Consider the following 15,764-nt stretch of genomic DNA (forward strand, 5'->3'; position numbering starts at 1 on the left):
TATGTCCTAATCTACACGCCAACCGTACCGGCCTTGTGCTGCCAAACACGGCAAACGGGGCATTTTCTGCGTTTAACATTCATATTTTATGATTGTTTTCATGGCGATTGACTTATATCAATAATTCTTTCCCGATAATTTGGTATAAAAGCAATCATTCTTATTTATTTTAAAAATCATGTTACAAACCCTACAATTCCAACCGAAACAGGCCGTACCCAAAGCCTTTCCCGAACGTCAGGCGCTGATGCCGATTTGGGGCGGCATTCCGCTGCCGCAACCGAAATGGCAGCAAACATTCGAACAAGCACTGCCGCATGCGCTCGATTCAGACGGCCTCGCTTATCTGCATATTCCCTTTTGCGCCAACCACTGCGTATTTTGCGGCTTTTACCGCAATGCGTGGAAAGACGGTTACAGCGCGGTTTACACCGATAAAATCATCGGCGAACTGCAACGCGAATCGGCCGTGCGCCAAGGCAGCGGCAAAATCCGTGCGGTATATTTCGGCGGCGGCACCCCGACGGCGCTGCACACAGCCGATTTGGTGCGTCTGGTCGAAGCCTGCTACCGCTATCTGCCACTGGCCGACGATTGCGAATTCACGCTCGAAGGCCGCATGAGCCATTTTGATTTGGACAAAGCGCGGGCGGCGGTCGAAGCCGGCGTCAACCGCATCTCCATTGGCGTGCAAACCTTCAACACCGCCATCCGCAAACGTTTGGGACGCAAACACGGCGGCGAAGAAGCAGCGGAATACCTGTGCCGTCTGGCGGATTTGAATGCCGTGACCGTGGCCGACTTGATTTTCGGTCTGCCGGGCCAAACCGACGACATTTGGCAGCAAGACATCGAAACCGCCGCCGCACTGCCGCTGTCGGGTTTGGACACTTACGCATTCAACCTTTATCCATTTCTGCCCATCAGCCGCATGATTGAAAAAGGCGCGTTTGCCCAACCGGCCGGCTTCGACAGCCAGTCATTGCAATACGCTTATGCAGTCGGCCGACTGAACGAATTGAGCTGGCAGCAGGTCAGCAACAACCATTTTGCCTACCCTGAACGCGGCGAACGCAACCGCTACAACCAACTGGTCAAATCCGATATGCCGTGCCTGGCGTTCGGCTCGGGCGCAGGCGGCAACTTCGGCGGCTTCAGCTATCAGGTGCAGAGCGACTTACGCAGCTATCTGGCCACGCCCGAAGGCAGCAAAAGCCTGTCGTTTGTGAGCCGCAACGGCCGCCACAAAAAACTTCTGGCGCAAGTGCAACACGATATCGAACTGGGCCGTCTGAATACCGCGCTGTTTGCCGACAACGCCGAAGCCCGAAAATTATTGCAGCAATGGCAGGCCGCCTCGCTGCTTGAAACAGGTTCGGACGGCATCGCCCGCCTGAACACCAGCGGCCGCTACTGGTCGCCCACCCTCACCCGCAAGCTCATGCTTGCCTTACCGCAAACCGATGAAAAGGAAACCACCATGTCACAAGCGCTTTCAGCCGAACAGCAAACCGTTTTACGCAACACCTTGGCCGACAATCCTGGTCAGATTCTGGAAATGCTGGCCGGCATGCACCAATGTTCGCTCGAGCAGGCCATCGAGTGCCTGCCGCCGGAATTGGTGAAAAAAACCGACGGCAGCCGCATCGTCGAAATTTTACAGGCCATCGCCGCATGGGATGACGCCGTGACCTTTATCGCGCACACACCGGACGCCATCGTCGAAGTCACCTCCAAACTGCCAGGCGGCAAAATCGGCCGCGGCTTCTACAATTTCGAACATGCCGAAGAAGGCGGCGTGCACGGCCACATTTATTACGAAAACTGCGCCGCCATCTACCTGATCGAACGTCCGTTTATGGGCAAAGCCACCGTTTCGCTCAACTTCATCAACCGTCAGGGCGGCGCCATGTTCAAAATCTACGTCGGCCGCGACGAAAACGGCGAACTCAAAACCAAACAAATCGACGCCATGCGCGCCCTGTTTGCCTAAACACCGCCGCGAAAGGATGCCATCATGATTTTAGTATTCGGCGCCAACGGCGCTTCCGGCCGCGCACTGCTGCAACGGCTCGCCCCGGCAAACACCACCGCCGTATTGCGCAAAGCTCCCGAAGACGGCTTTTTCGACACCCTCGGCGTTCAGACGGCCTATGCAGACGCCCTGTCCGCAAACGACTGCGCCGAAGCGGTGCGCAACAGCCGTCCCCAACTGATCGTCAGCCTCGTCGGCGGCAAAAACGAACAAGGCGTGCGCAGCGATGCCGAGGGCAACATCAACATCATCCGAGCCGCGCAGCAACACGCCCCCGACGCACACATTGTATTGGTCACCAGCATGGGTTGCGGCGAACAATACGACCATATGAGCGAGACCTTCAAACAGGTGCTCGGCGAAGCGGTGCTGGCCAAAACCGAAGCGGAAAACGCACTAAAAAACAGCGGGTTGGCCTACACCATCGTCCGTCCGTGCGGCCTGAGTAACGGCGAAGACAGCAATTTTGCCCTGCATGAAATCATCACCGGTCCGCCAAGCCGCTACATGAGCCGCCACGGCCTGGCCGCCGCGCTGCAACACATCATCGACGCCCCCGACGTCCGCCGCGGCAAAGTGTATTCGGTAATGAGCGAATAAGGCCGGATTTGAAGCCGCAAAACAGCCGTTCAAACCTGAACACCGCGAAATCAAACGTCTCCTGCGCATTGCGGATACGGACAATCGCTTTGTTGCGGAAACCCAATGCCGCTATCCGTTTGTCGGCCTGGCAAAGGCCGTCTGAAAATCGATTCCGGTTTTCAGACGGCCTTTGGGTTTATAAAAATCAGTGGTGACGGTATTTCAGGCAGAATATTGAGATAAAATTGCTGGCTTTCTCCATTTCCGCAACAAAACTGCCGGCAAAAAATTTGTGCTTTTAGCGGCAAATGATTTCCAGCCAAAGTTTGTCCTCGCTGCTCGCAACAGAAACAGATGCCGATAAAAAAGGCCGTCTGAAAATCCGATAGGATTTTCAGACGGCCTTGGATTGAAAGCGTACGTTTCGCTGATGCGCTGATTCTATAATGATGAATTAAAAAATCAGACAATAATTTTTATCAAGATTCCGAAGCTTTGCTTTGTTGCTGCTGATACTCTTCCTTTACTCGCTGTCTGAATCTTGCACCGGCGGCATGGTAAAACGGTTTCGGTGAAAATTGTCTCGATACCTGCGAAGCGAAAATCGCGGCGATCAACAGCCAAAACAAAAGGTTCTGCCCGCCGGTCATTTCCATCACCACCACGCTGGAAGTAATCGGCGATTGAGTCGCGCCGGCCAAGAACCCGGCCATACACAGCAACACCACCACATTGACACCACTTTCCAATTGGCCGATGGCGGCAATGTGTTCGCCCAACATCGCACCGATGGTCAGCGACGGCGTGAAAATACCACCCGGAATACCCGCCCAATAAGAAAACACCGTCGCCAGCCATTTTGCCACCGCCACACCCGCCGGCGCATCGTACATTCGGCGCAATGCGCCTGAGGCTTCGTGATAGCCCGTACCGTAGGTTTGGCCTTGATACAACGTACCCAAAGCCGCCAGCAATAAGCCCATGATGGCGGCCAGCATCAGTGGGTGACGACGAATCCAGCCGCGGATTTTTTCCGGTGCATACGATGCCGCGCCTTTATACAACATGCGCGCGAACAGGCCGCCGGTGACACCACACAACAAACCCACCGCCAGCACCCACGTCAGCATATTGTCCAATTCGCTGCCGTGAAAGCCCGAAAAGTGTGGGTTGTTGCCTTGAATCGCCACTTGAATAAAACCCGCCGCCAATACGCCCAGCAGAATTTGTCGTTCCCAGCGCAAAATCACGCCACGACCGAGCTCTTCAATGGCAAACACCACACCGGCCAAAGGCGCGTTAAACGCCGCCGCCAAACCACCGGCCGCACCGGCAGCCATCAAATCGTTTTCCTGCATGCCTTTAAAGGCAAGATTGTGTTTCTTACACCATGAACCCCACGCCGTCATCACCGCCGCGCCGACCTGCACCGACGGCCCTTCACGACCGATGGATGCACCGGCCAGCATGCCGAGAAAAGTCAGCGGGATTTTCAGCAAGGTTTGCCCGAGCGAAATCAGCCGCGTTTTTTGCGCACCGTGCGGCAGGCTCAACGACGCCAGCACCTGCGGAATGCCGCTGCCGACGGTATAAGGCGCGTAACGGCGTGTCAGCCATACAATCAGCGGCAAACCCAGCGGCAAAGCCACCCACGCAAACCACGTGTATTCCTGCACCAAATGCGCATTCAGTTCCAGCGCGTATTCGGCCATGTGCGCAAACAGCAGCGCCGTCAGCGCCACCAGCGCAGAGCCGACCAGCAGGAAGACGAATGACATGGTTTTGCGGGAGAGCCGCTCGGTTTGTTTGAGTTTGTGGGCGATTCGATAGCCAAGGGATTTCTTTTTCGGCATGATTTCGGCAATTTTTGCGGGGTTGAAAACAGCATTACGTTGAGAAATAAAAGTATAGCAAGGATTATTGTCAACAGGGTTTCAGACGGCCTTTTCATTCAAAATAATGCTTTAGGCCGTCTGAAAATATCCACAGCGCTATTTTTTCAGACGGCCTATTATTCAGACGGTATCAAAAATCATGTTGCTCAAAAATCTTGCCATTAGTCTGAATTGTTACTATAATCCCGTCAAATTAGTCACTTTTCAGACCAAATCATGAACCTTATCGACGACATCGGCCGCCTGATGGCGCACTCGACCCAGCTTTACGAGCAATGGGCAAAACAATACGGCTTCAGCTACAACACGCTCGCGGTGTTATACGGCGTGGTATGTTATCCCGACTGCACGCAAAAAACCATTTGCACGCATTGGAACCTGCCCAAGCAAACCGTCTTTTCCGCCTGCCGCCAATTGGCCGAACAAGGCTGGTTAAGTTTTTCGCCTGATCCCAACGACAAACGCGGCAAAACGCTGCACCTAACCGAACTAGGCCAAACCGCCGCCCTGCCCGTTATTGAAAAATTGCAGCATATCGAGCAAGGCATCATCCAAGACTTCGGCGCAACACAAGCCGAACACTTTATTCAAGAACTGCAACGCTTTACCCAAATCGTTGCCCGACACACACAGGAACAATAAACATGGCATGGATTTATTTGATTAGCGCAGGTTTGATGGAAATCGGCTGGCCGCTGGGTTTGAAACTCGCCCAACACCCCGGCTGGCGTTGGCAAGGTCTTGCCTTGGCGGTCATTTTCATGGGCGTGAGCGGCTTTTTACTCTTTCTCGCGCAAAAAACCATTCCGATGGGCACCGCCTATGCGGTGTGGACCGGCATCGGTGCGGTCGGTGCATTTGCCGTCGGCGTAGTCTTTTTCGGCGACCCCGCTTCGTTCGGCCGCTGGCTGGGCGCGGCGCTGATTATCTCGGGGGTGATTGTGATGAAACTCACGTCTTGAGACCAGAAAACGGATTAAAGTAAAAATGCCGTCTGAAAAACGGTTTTCAAACAACTACAACCGCTTGATGTTAAACATAATTTTTTAGTACAAATTGAAATTAAAGGGAAAACGCTCTGGTTGCCCCAAACACACAACCGTCAACCTGCGGCTCGGTGCCAATACTCGATTCGTGCGACGATTACAGCGATCGTCTCCCGCTTACCGGCCACGTCGCCGGCGCACTGTGTCCACTGGTGCACGGCGCAGGCCGCAAATGGCAGTGCGGTAAATGCAAAGAACGGCTATCGGACTAAATATTCCGCCGACAGTCTGCGCCTCATCTCATTCGGCAGCGTGGTCGTATGATGACACCAAATCCTGATTTACAAAGAAGTCCCGCAAGCCTACAAAGGCCTAAACAGCATCATCGTCTCCATGTCCGACTTCGGGCTGATTGAGCCCGTGGCGCGGATGAAGCCCGTTTTGACCTACAAAACCGCCGGCGGCTGCGCGGATTGATTGCAACGCTTTCAGACGGCCTGAAGTCAAAACCGAAGGCCGTCTGAAAACAAACTCAGGCATTAAAACAGCTTTATCCAATCATTCCGCCGCAACCCGACCGCAACCGCCGTTTCAGACGGCCTATTGGAAAACAGTATGAAAATTATCAGCAAATTCAAAGATTTCTACGACCATAAAATCGCCAAATACGGCGAAGATCCGCTGCTCGTATTCGACCGCCGCAAACAGGCGGACGAGCCGCTGCTCCACAGCCTGCCCGCACCGCTGCCCGAATGGCAGCAGCGATACGGCGCGTGCGTGTCCGTTTCGGTGCTGTTTGTCGGCGACTTGCATGTGTTTCTGTTCAACACGGGCAACAAGGTTTACACGTCTTACGATGTGTCCGAAGTTACCGACAAGTTTGACGAAGTGCGCGACAGCCGGACAGGATACCGCTGCGCGGAATACCGCGTAAAAATACGTTTCCACGACGGCAGCGTCTGCACCGTTCCCCAATTAAGCCGCTATCGGTACGACCCTTTGCCTGATTTTCAGGCCGTCCGCAAACGGGGCAGCGAATACGACGGCCGCGACATCAGCGCATACCGCCGCGCCCCGCTGCTGCTGTTGACTGAGGAACCGTCAGACCTGCGCACACGGACGATATACGCCTACGCCAACCCCCAACTGTCGGCTCTCGGCATTTATCTGGACGCGGATTTGGTGTGGCAGAAAATTACCGAATACCTGTCGCAACTGAAAACCGAAGCCGAAACCAGCCCGCCCATGACCAACGGCGACAAAATCGCCAGCAAAGGTTTCGACGGCAAACGCTCGTTCCGCCCGAAAATGAAAAAATAGTTTTCAGACGGCCTGCAACAAAAAACAAGGAACCCTATGATTTACCTGCAACTTTCCACCGCACAAGGCCCTGCCGAGTGCCAAATCTTCGCCCGTTGCGCCTTGCAGAAAATCCTGCGCGAAGCCCACGCCGCAGGCGTGCAGGCGGAAATATTGGATGAAACCGAAAGCCGCCACGGGCTGCTGTCCGCCACGTTTACCCTGAGCGGCGCGAACGCCGACGCACTCGCGCAACGCTGGCTCGGCACGCTGCAATGGACGTGCGCCAGCCCCGTGCGCCCGAAACATCCGCGCAAAAACTGGTATATCGGCCTGTTCAGACTGCCCGAATTGCCCGACGTGCCGTCTGAAAGCGAAATCGAATACCAAACCTGCCGCGCAGGCGGCAAAGGCGGCCAGCACGTCAACAAAACCGACAGCGCGGTGCGCGCCAAGCACATGGCCACCGGCATTTCCGTGCGCGTGGAAAGCGAACGCAGCCAGCACGACAACAAAAAACGCGCCCGCGAACTGCTCGCCCTAAAACTGGCCGAACGGCATTCCGCCGCCTTGGGACAACACGCCGCCGATGCGCATTCGCAGCGCTACCAAGTGGAACGCGGCAACCCGGTTCGGGTGTTTTGCGGTACGGATTTTAGAGAGAAATAAAGAATGAGGCCGTCTGAAAATTTTCAGACGGCCTCTGTGATTGCCAAACCGAAACCTACGAACGGTAATCCGCATTAATTGTCACATAATCATGCGAGAAGTCGCAGGTGTACACGGTGGTTTTGACTTGGCCGCGATTGAGGCTCACGCGCACAGTGATTTCGTCTTGGTTCATCACGGCTTGGCCTTGCTCTTCGGTATAGCTTTCGGCACGGCCGCCTTGTTCGGCCACCAAAACATCACCGAGCCACATTTTGATTTTATCGGTGTCCAAATCTTCGATACCGGCGTAACCAATGGCGGCAAGCAGACGGCCGAGATTCGGGTCGCTGGCGAAGAAGGCGGTTTTCACCAAGGGCGAATGGGCGATGGCATAGGCAACTTTGCGCGCTTCGTCGCGGTCGGCGGCGTTGTCCACTTCGATGGTGATGAATTTGGTTGCGCCTTCGCCATCGCGCACGATGGCTTGTGCCAGTTGCAAAGCCAAGCCGCTGAGCAGATCTTTGAGCTGGTCGTAACGCGGATCAGCGATATTGTCGATTTGGCTTTGGCCGTTTTTGGCGGTGGCGATGATGACGAAGCTGTCGTTGGTGCTGGTGTCGCCGTCAACGGTGATGGCGTTGAACGACATATCGGCGATTTCTTTGGTCATCAGTTGCAAAATCGGTTGCGACACGTTGGCATCGCAGACGATAAAGCCAAGCATGGTGGCCATATTAGGATGAATCATGCCGCTGCCTTTGGCGATGCCGGTGGCGCGCACAGTGTGGTTTTCACCGACTTTGCCTTCGCGGCTGGCGGCTTTGGGGATGGTGTCGGTGGTCATGATGGCACGGGCGGCTTCGCTCCAATGCACGGGTTTGACGCGCGGCAAGGCTTCGATGATTTTATCGGCAGGCAACGGCTCTAAAATCACGCCGGTGGAAAACGGCAGCACTTGGGGGGTTTTGCAGCCGATTTGGCGGGCAACGGCGGCGCAAACTTCCACCGCATCGGCGCGGCCTTGTGCACCGGTGCCGGCATTGGCGTTGCCGGTGTTGATGACCAGCGCACGCACGCCGTCGTCGTCAAATAAATGCGATTTGGCGATGTACACCGGCGCAGCGCAGAAGCGGTTTTGCGTGAACACGGCACCGACGGAATTTTTGCCGGTCAATACCATCAATGTTAAATCATCATGATTCGGCTTTTTGACACCAGCCTGACCGACAAATACCTGCACGCCGTCGATGTGCAACAATTCGTCTTCGTGTCGTTCGGAAAGATTCACTGCCATTTTCTTGCTCCTTGTAGGAAATATTTTAAAATCGTTCATCAATGGCGCGATATGTCCATCTGCGCCTATTATTTTTTCAGACGGCCTGTTTCAAAGGCCGTCTGAACCATCATTTTTGCATTCAAATGCCCAAAAACGGCATCAACACCGGCACAATCAGCGCGGTCAACACCCCGTTGAGCGTCAAGCCCAAGCCGGCATAGGCGGCCATGCGGCGGCTGTGTTCCATCGAAACGGCAATGCCCATCGCGTGCGAAGCCGTACCCAGCGACATCCCCACTGAAGAAGGCTTGTGCACCGTGCCGACGTGCAGCATTTTGTAACCAACCATCTGCCCGAACAAACCGGCAATAATCACAGTAGCTGCGGTAATCGCCGGAATGCCGCCGATAGACTTGGTAATTTCAATCGCAATCGGGTTGGTCACCGATTTGGCCGCCAGTGACAAAGCCACTTCCCTACCCGCACCAAACCATTTGGCCAAATACACGCCGGTCACAATGCCGGTAACGCTGCCGGCCAGTTGCGACAACAAAATCGGCAGCCATTGGTTGCGGATTTTTTCCCAGTTCAAAAACAGCGGCACCGCCAACACCACCACCGCGGGCTTGAGCCAAAAATCGATATACTGCGCGGCATCGTGGTAGGTATCGTAATCGATGCGGAACAGTTTCAAATACGCAATCATTACTATCGTGCTGATCAGCACCGGATTACACAACACATTGCCGGTGCGGACACGAATGATATTAGCCAAGCCGAACACCGCCAGCGTTAAAAACAGCAATAAGCTCGGCGTATGGAAGATTTCCATTACATCCACCTCCGCGCCCATTCGTGCACTTTACCCGTCACCAGCAGCACACACAGCGTGCTCAATACCGTGGCGGTTAAAATCGGGAACCAGTCGTCGGCAATCAAATCCAAATAGCTGATAATCGCCACGCAGGGCGGCACAAGAAACAGGGTCAGGTTCGCCATCAGGGTATCCGAAAGCTGCTTCAACCACGACACCTTAACCCAGCCCAGCTTCAGCAGGCCAAACAAAACGCCCATGCCGACAATACTGCCCGGCAGCTTGATGCCGAAAAACAATACCACGCCCTCACCCACGGCCAAACAGCCTAAAATGATGAGCAACGCGCCGATGAAGTTCATGATGATCCTTTATCCGCCCCAATGTTTCAGACGGCCTGTGTGGGAAGTTGGGAAAACGTATGCTGCTTGAAATCAGAAGGCAGCCTGTTGATTTGATTTTATTAAGGCATTAATCATAACGCGAGCGCGGCCGTCTGAAAAGGGAATCACGGCGTTTCACGGTATTTTTTACGGCTTTTGTTTTAAATAGGCTTTTTAGGCTGAATTAAAGAGTGATGCCGTCTGAAAAGCAATGGCTTTAATTTATGTTTCAGACGGCCTGAGACCTTTGCAAAACCCCAGATTTGAGTACAGTTCAAAGTTGTAGCAGCACAGAAAGCGCAGACATATCATCAAGATAGGCAAGCTTTCGAGCAGCGCACAACGAAGAAATGCGCCAAAGATGGGGATTTTGCAAAGGTCTCGGCCTATTTTCATATTGAGGCCGTCTGAAACGCAAAACGGCACTCTTCACGAATGCCGTTTTTAACTGCCATGATATAAATTAGCGGTATGGGTTTTCCAAACCTTCCATCAAGGTTTTCAGATATTCACGCAACTGCGCTTCGCCGCACCCCATCAACAGCGCATCTTCAAACGCATCTTGCGCCATTTGATACAGCTCGCTCATGTTTTCATTCATCACCTTCACTTTTTCGGTGCATGACACGATTTGACCGTCGTCGCCGTACCATTTCGGCATTTCAGGCATACTCATACTGCGGTATTTCCTTCGTTTAATTTAAAAAGCGTGATGGATCGTTTTTCTTCACACGGCGGCCGAAAGCGTATTTTGAATTCCAATATTTATTGCTTAGGCTGGTGATTTCAATATTTTTACCCGTTCGCGGCGCGTGGATAAAGCGGTTGTTGCCGATATATAGGCCGACGTGGGAAATACGCCCGCGCCCCATGGTGCGGAAAAACACCATATCACCCGGCTGCAACTCGCTGCGGTTGACGTGCGTACCCATCTTGGCTTGCTCGGCAGAAGTGCGGGGCAGGTTCAGACCCAGGGTGCGGCGGAAAATATGCTGCATAAAGCCGCTGCAGTCAAAGCCGGTACGCGCCGAAGTGCCGCCGTAGCGGTAAGCCACCCCAAGCAAACCCATAGCACTTTTAATTAATTCGTCGGCGCTGCCTGATGATTGTTCGGCTATCGGCGGATTCGCCCGTGCAGGCATAAACGGGGTAGCCGTATTACTGCCGGCATCCTGATTAAACAGATTAATAACCTGCTGCCGGCTGTTCAGCATATTTTCCAAATCATCGGCATGCGCTATGCTCATAGCGGAAAACAGCATACAGGCCGAAGCCAATAGCGCCGTCAGTTTTGCGAAACGGTTCATTCCTTACTTCCAAGTGTTTCAGACGGCCTTTTTAAAGTGTCGTTGCCCTGCTCGCTTGCAAAATGCGCGACATGCAGCAAAAAATAACAGCAAGCTAAAAAGCTTGCAGTCATGTGCAGCAGAAAGTCGGTATTCTTCAGATGAAGCGTGCAGCGTCAACAAGCCCTATATGCTGTCTGTTTGATTATGTTATGCTGTATCTTAAATGTTATCTGTTTGATTGTATTAAAAAATCGCCCGCTTGGCAAAAGAGTAACGGTTATATTGCGTTAATATCTTGTTTATAAACAAATTTTACAAATCCCAAAAATGATGATGATTCCCACCCTGCTGGCGATGCGCGACCTTTCGCGTATGCGCGAGATTATTACCATCCTGACCAAACACGGTTTGGGCGGCTTTGTACAGCGCATTAAGCTCGGCCATCAGAGCGACCGCAAAAAAGCCGATCCCGACAGCCATTACTTGAGCACACCGCGCCGATTCCGCATGGCATTTGAAGAACTCGGCCCGACATTTATCAAGCTCGGCCAAGTGTTGTCCACACGCGTGGATATTTTCAGCGTGGAATGGATTGAAGAATTTGAGCGACTGCAAAGCAATGTAGCGCCGATTCCGGTCACCAATATCCACAAGCTGATCGAATCGCAGCTGGGGCGGCCGACAAGGGAAATTTTCAAATCCATCCAGCCCCATCCCATCGGCAGCGCGTCGATTGCCCAAGTGCATCAGGCGGTGTTGCTCAACGGCGAAACCGTAGCAGTGAAAATCAAGCGCCCCGACATCGACCCCGTGATTCAGGCCGATTTGCGCATTCTCAACCACATCGCCAGCCTGATTGAATCGGAGATTCCCGAAATGCGCCGCTACCAACCGGTGCAGATGGTGCAGTATTTCGCCCGCAGCTTGGCCAAAGAAACAGATTTATCGGTCGAACTGCGCTATATGCAGCGTTTCGGCAAAACCTTCGAGCAGCATGAATCGGTGCATGTGCCGAAAGTTTACCCCGAATTATCCAATCGCCTGATTTTAGTGCAGGAACACATCAGCGATACTTTGCTGAAAAACATCGACATCGACACCCTCGAACCGGAAGTGCGCAGCCGCTTGGCCACGCAGATCACCGATACCTTGTTTACCATGATACTACAGCAAGGTTTCTTCCATGCCGACCCGCATCCGGGCAATATCTTCATCAATTCAGACGGCCGCATCACCTTTATCGATTTCGGCTTGGTCGGCCACTTAAGCAGCACACGCCGCCGTGAAATCATCGATTTGATTAACGCACTCGCCCACAAAGACCAATTCACCATGCAATATGTATTGAGCAACTGGGCGGAAGGAGAGTTGCCTGATGAAAACCTGCTCGGCGCCGATGTGTTGGAAATGCTGCTCAACTACGAACACACGCCGGTACGCGATTTGCGCATCAGCCAAGTCATCAACGACATCACCCAAATCATGCGCCGCCACGGCCTGACCTTGCCGGGCGACTTGGTGATGCTGTTTAAAACGCTGATTACACTCGAGGGCGTGGTCAAACGGCTCGATGGTCAAATTGAGCTACTCGAGCGCGCCAAACCCATCGTCACCACTGCTTTTAAAGAACGCGCCTCGCCCGAGCATCTCTTGCGCAAAAGCAAAATGCACATGCAAACCCTGCTGCAAGCCGCTGATGATTTGCCGCAAAACCTGTTCCGCCTAAGCCGCCGCCTGCAAAAGGGACAAATAGGTGTGACGCTCGATTTCAAACGCTTCGATCAGCTCAGCCAACAAATTGATCGTGCCACCAACCGCCTGACCATGGGCATCGTCACCGCCGCGCTGATTATCGGTTCGTCCATCGTCATGAGCATAGACACCGGCCCCAAATTTATCGGCTTCTTCGGCTACCTGCTGGCCTTCGCCAACAGCTTGTGGATTATGTGGTCGATTTGGCGCTCGGGAAAGCATTAACGCGGTTATGATGAAAGGCCGTCTGAACCTATTTTGCGTTCAGACGGCCTTGATTTATCCACAAGCGCAACCATATAGCGGGTAATTGCTTATCCAAACAGAGAAATATTATGACCACACAAAATCTTGCTGCTACTTACCCTGCCGACACCCGCACACGCTTTATCTTCGACGATATGCCCGTACGCGGTTTGCATGTCCGCTTGGAAAATGTTTGGCAGCACATCGTCAAACAAAAACACTACCCTGCCGCCATCCGCCGTGCATTGGGTGAATTGCTGGCTGCCGGTGCATTGCTGTCGAGCAATTTGAAAATCGACGGCACGCTGATTGTGCAGGTGCAAGGTCAAGGCCGTCTGAAAATGTTGGTGGTGGAAGCAACTTCCGAGCAAACCGTGCGCGCCACCGCCCGTTGGGACGAACACGCCGACATCACCGATGATGAAAGCCTGACCGATTTATTGGGCGACAGCAGCGTATTTGTGCTGACCCTGCAACCCAAAGATGCCGAGCCGTGGCAAGGCGTGGTGCCGCTGGAAGGCGACAGCATTGCGCAAATGTTGATGAACTATATGAAACGCTCCGAGCAGCTCGATACGCATATCGTGCTGGCCGCTTCAGACACCAGCGTCGGTGGTTTACTGGTGCAACGCCTCCCAGAAGAAGAAATCGATGACGAAGCATGGAACCACGTCAGCACCTTGGCGCAAACCGTGACCACCGACGAATTGACTGACTTAGACGCACAACATGTGTTGTACCGCCTGTTCCACGAAACCCCGCCACGTGTATTTGAACCGGAAAACATCGAATTTGCCTGCACCTGCTCACGCGGTAAAGTCAGCGATATGTTGTTGATGCTGGGTGGCGAAGAAGTCGGCGGCGTGGTCGCCGAACAAGGCAGCATTGCGGTGGATTGCGATTTCTGCCATGAAAAATATGTGTTTGATGAAACCGATGTCAACGCTTTATTCGGTGCCAATGTGGTGTCGGCCGTTCGTGAAGAAGCGCAACGGATTCAGTAACCTGAACTAAAAAATGCCGTCTGAAAACGATTTCAGACGGCATTTTTCATCACTTTAAACCGATGATTATTTGTTGTTCAAAGAATCACGGATTTCGCGCAACAACAATACTTCTTCAGATGGCTCAGCCGGTGCCTCTTCAGCAGGTGCTTCTTCGGCACGTTTCATAGAATTTAATACTTTTACCACACAGAAAATCGCAGCCGCGATAATCAGGAAGCTGATGATGGTATTGATAAACAGGCCGATGTTTAAAGTGACTGCACCGGCCGCTTTTGCTGCTTCCAGTGTGGCATAACCGGCTTCACCTGCAGGCGGTATACCTTCCTTCAAAGTGATGAACAGGTTGGAAAAATCCACGCCACCAATCAAAATACCAATAGGCGGCATAATCACGTCGTCAACCAATGACTTTACGATACCGCTGAACGCTGTGCCGACAACCATACCGACTGCCAAGTCGATCACGTTGCCGCGCATAATAAACTCTTTAAACTCTGATGCAATAGACATTACTTAAACTCCTGAAAACTGTGTGAATCAATCTCTGATTTAAAATCGAAGGCAGGCATGATAACGCTTTATTTGTTAATATTTATTTATTAAGATTAAATTTTGTATATACCCTATAAACAGCACAAATAATATATCATTTTTATCAAACAAAGGCCGTCTGAAACCAAGATGTGACTTTTTCACACCACTTTTCAGACGGCCTATTTTGGCTGTTACTCTTCTACGCTCAAAGCATTGATGCTGTAGCCACCGTCAACATAAGTGATTTCGCCGGTGATGCCTGAAGCCAAGTCCGACAGCAAGAATGCGGCGGCATTGCCCACTTCTTCAATGGTCACGTTGCGACCCAACGGATTTTGTGAAGCCACATGGCTCAACAATTTGCTGAAATCGGCAATGCCGGAAGCAGCCAAGGTTTTGATTGGGCCGGCAGAAATACCGTTACAACGGATGCCTTCACGGCCAACAGCAGAAGCTGTAAAGCGGATGGCGGCTTCCAAGCTGGCTTTGGCCAAACCCATCACGTTGTAGTTCGGAATCGCACGCACGGCACCCAAGTAGCTCAGCGCTACGATGGCAGAATTGCGGCCTTTCATCATTGGACGGGCAGCTTTAGCCAAGGCCGGCAGGCTGTAGGCAGAAGTTTCATGCGCGGTATTGAAGGCTTCGCGGCTGATGCTGTCGAGGAAATCACCGTTCAAGGCTTCTTTTGGTGCAAAAGCAATCGCGTGTACCAAGCCGTCTAAGCCGTTCCAGCTTTTGCCCAAATCGGCGAACACTTGCTCTACTTCGGCATCGTTGTTGACATCGCAACGGAACACCAAATCAGAGCCCAATTCGGCGGCCATTTTGCGCACGCGCTCTTCTAATTTATCCACAACATAAGTAAACGCCAATTCTGCGCCTTGGTCGTGACATGCTTTGGCGATGCCGTAAGCAATCGAACGCTCGGAAATCATACCGGTAATCAGAATTTTTTTACCTTGCAAAAAACCCATTTTTTATCCTTTAAAGTGTGGTGTTGCACTGTGAATCA

17 protein-coding genes and 1 pseudogene are annotated in these 15,764 nt (G+C 52.7%); 8 read left to right on the forward strand and 10 right to left on the reverse strand.

Going from position 1 to position 15,764, the window contains the following annotated elements:
* Positions 1-178: 178 nt before the first annotated feature.
* Together hutW and GJV52_RS04290 are read left to right on the forward strand one after the other, a co-directional pair.
* Positions 179-1,993, forward strand: coding sequence for a heme anaerobic degradation radical SAM methyltransferase ChuW/HutW (gene hutW / locus GJV52_RS04285; RefSeq protein WP_100563790.1), 1,815 nt, complete (start codon positions 179-181; stop codon positions 1,991-1,993).
* A gap of 24 nt (positions 1,994-2,017) precedes the next feature.
* Complete coding sequence (locus GJV52_RS04290; protein WP_095501757.1) at positions 2,018-2,635, forward strand: NAD(P)H-binding protein; 618 nt, start codon at positions 2,018-2,020, stop codon at positions 2,633-2,635.
* A gap of 461 nt (positions 2,636-3,096) precedes the next feature.
* On the opposite strand, the gene GJV52_RS04295 is transcribed toward GJV52_RS04290, so the two are convergent.
* The gene (locus GJV52_RS04295; RefSeq protein WP_100563789.1) at positions 3,097-4,470 is read right to left on the reverse strand and encodes a chloride channel protein; all 1,374 of its coding nucleotides are present in this window, start codon (positions 4,468-4,470) and stop codon (positions 3,097-3,099) included.
* A 258-nt stretch (positions 4,471-4,728) separates the two neighbouring features.
* On the opposite strand from GJV52_RS04295, the gene GJV52_RS04300 reads away from it, so the two are divergent.
* Together GJV52_RS04300 and GJV52_RS04305 are read left to right on the forward strand one after the other, a co-directional pair.
* Positions 4,729-5,154 (forward strand): MarR family winged helix-turn-helix transcriptional regulator, encoded by a 426-nt coding sequence (locus GJV52_RS04300; protein ID WP_100563788.1) that lies wholly within the window; start codon positions 4,729-4,731, stop codon positions 5,152-5,154.
* 2 nt (positions 5,155-5,156) lie between these two features.
* Positions 5,157-5,474, forward strand: a complete 318-nt coding sequence (locus tag GJV52_RS04305; RefSeq protein WP_095503025.1) for a DMT family transporter — start codon at positions 5,157-5,159, stop codon at positions 5,472-5,474.
* 396 nt (positions 5,475-5,870) lie between these two features.
* Here the strand turns inward: GJV52_RS04305 and GJV52_RS13205 are convergent, their stop codons facing one another.
* A complete protein-coding gene (locus tag GJV52_RS13205; protein ID WP_229436911.1) occupies positions 5,871-6,038 on the reverse strand; it encodes a hypothetical protein in 168 nt (55 codons plus the stop codon).
* Between the two features lie 75 nt (positions 6,039-6,113).
* Here GJV52_RS13205 and GJV52_RS04315 point away from each other — a divergent pair, with 75 nt between their 5' ends.
* Both GJV52_RS04315 and prfH read left to right on the forward strand, forming a co-directional pair.
* Complete coding sequence (locus GJV52_RS04315) at positions 6,114-6,818, forward strand: hypothetical protein (RefSeq protein WP_095503026.1); 705 nt, start codon at positions 6,114-6,116, stop codon at positions 6,816-6,818.
* A gap of 36 nt (positions 6,819-6,854) precedes the next feature.
* The gene (gene prfH, locus GJV52_RS04320) at positions 6,855-7,466 is read left to right on the forward strand and encodes a peptide chain release factor H (protein WP_095503027.1); all 612 of its coding nucleotides are present in this window, start codon (positions 6,855-6,857) and stop codon (positions 7,464-7,466) included.
* A gap of 55 nt (positions 7,467-7,521) precedes the next feature.
* On the opposite strand, the gene argJ is transcribed toward prfH, so the two are convergent.
* The 6 genes and pseudogenes from argJ to GJV52_RS04345 all read right to left on the reverse strand — a co-directional run bounded on the left by argJ (position 7,522) and on the right by GJV52_RS04345 (position 11,228).
* A complete protein-coding gene (argJ, locus tag GJV52_RS04325; protein ID WP_100563787.1) occupies positions 7,522-8,742 on the reverse strand; it encodes a bifunctional glutamate N-acetyltransferase/amino-acid acetyltransferase ArgJ in 1,221 nt (406 codons plus the stop codon).
* 121 nt (positions 8,743-8,863) lie between these two features.
* Entirely contained in the window at positions 8,864-9,556 is a 693-nt protein-coding gene (locus GJV52_RS04330) for an LrgB family protein (RefSeq protein WP_095503030.1), read from the reverse strand.
* Positions 9,556-9,900: a CidA/LrgA family protein gene (locus GJV52_RS04335; RefSeq protein ID WP_095503029.1), complete on the reverse strand. Its 345-nt coding sequence runs from the start codon at positions 9,898-9,900 to the stop codon at positions 9,556-9,558. Before GJV52_RS04335 ends, GJV52_RS04330 begins: the two co-directional genes overlap by 1 nt.
* 250 nt (positions 9,901-10,150) lie before the next feature.
* Positions 10,151-10,297, reverse strand: a pseudogene (locus tag GJV52_RS13510) (lipoprotein signal peptidase).
* A gap of 87 nt (positions 10,298-10,384) precedes the next feature.
* The gene (locus GJV52_RS04340; RefSeq protein ID WP_095501935.1) at positions 10,385-10,597 is read right to left on the reverse strand and encodes a hypothetical protein; all 213 of its coding nucleotides are present in this window, start codon (positions 10,595-10,597) and stop codon (positions 10,385-10,387) included.
* A gap of 19 nt (positions 10,598-10,616) precedes the next feature.
* Positions 10,617-11,228, reverse strand: coding sequence for a C40 family peptidase (locus GJV52_RS04345; protein ID WP_095501934.1), 612 nt, complete (start codon positions 11,226-11,228; stop codon positions 10,617-10,619).
* A 312-nt stretch (positions 11,229-11,540) separates the two neighbouring features.
* On the opposite strand from GJV52_RS04345, the gene GJV52_RS04350 reads away from it, so the two are divergent.
* Positions 11,541-13,187: an ABC1 kinase family protein gene (locus tag GJV52_RS04350; RefSeq protein WP_100563804.1), complete on the forward strand. Its 1,647-nt coding sequence runs from the start codon at positions 11,541-11,543 to the stop codon at positions 13,185-13,187.
* A gap of 110 nt (positions 13,188-13,297) precedes the next feature.
* A complete protein-coding gene (gene hslO / locus GJV52_RS04355) occupies positions 13,298-14,212 on the forward strand; it encodes an Hsp33 family molecular chaperone HslO (RefSeq protein ID WP_100563786.1) in 915 nt (304 codons plus the stop codon).
* 66 nt (positions 14,213-14,278) lie between these two features.
* On the opposite strand, the gene mscL is transcribed toward hslO, so the two are convergent.
* Together mscL and fabI are read right to left on the reverse strand one after the other, a co-directional pair.
* Complete coding sequence (gene mscL, locus GJV52_RS04360) at positions 14,279-14,725, reverse strand: large conductance mechanosensitive channel protein MscL (RefSeq protein ID WP_100563785.1); 447 nt, start codon at positions 14,723-14,725, stop codon at positions 14,279-14,281.
* A 215-nt stretch (positions 14,726-14,940) separates the two neighbouring features.
* A complete protein-coding gene (gene fabI / locus GJV52_RS04365; RefSeq protein WP_095501931.1) occupies positions 14,941-15,726 on the reverse strand; it encodes an enoyl-ACP reductase FabI in 786 nt (261 codons plus the stop codon).
* Positions 15,727-15,764: the final 38 nt, after the last annotated feature.

The sequence above is a fragment of the Neisseria brasiliensis genome (genome assembly GCF_009671065.1).
GTDB lineage: Bacteria > Pseudomonadota > Gammaproteobacteria > Burkholderiales > Neisseriaceae > Neisseria > Neisseria brasiliensis.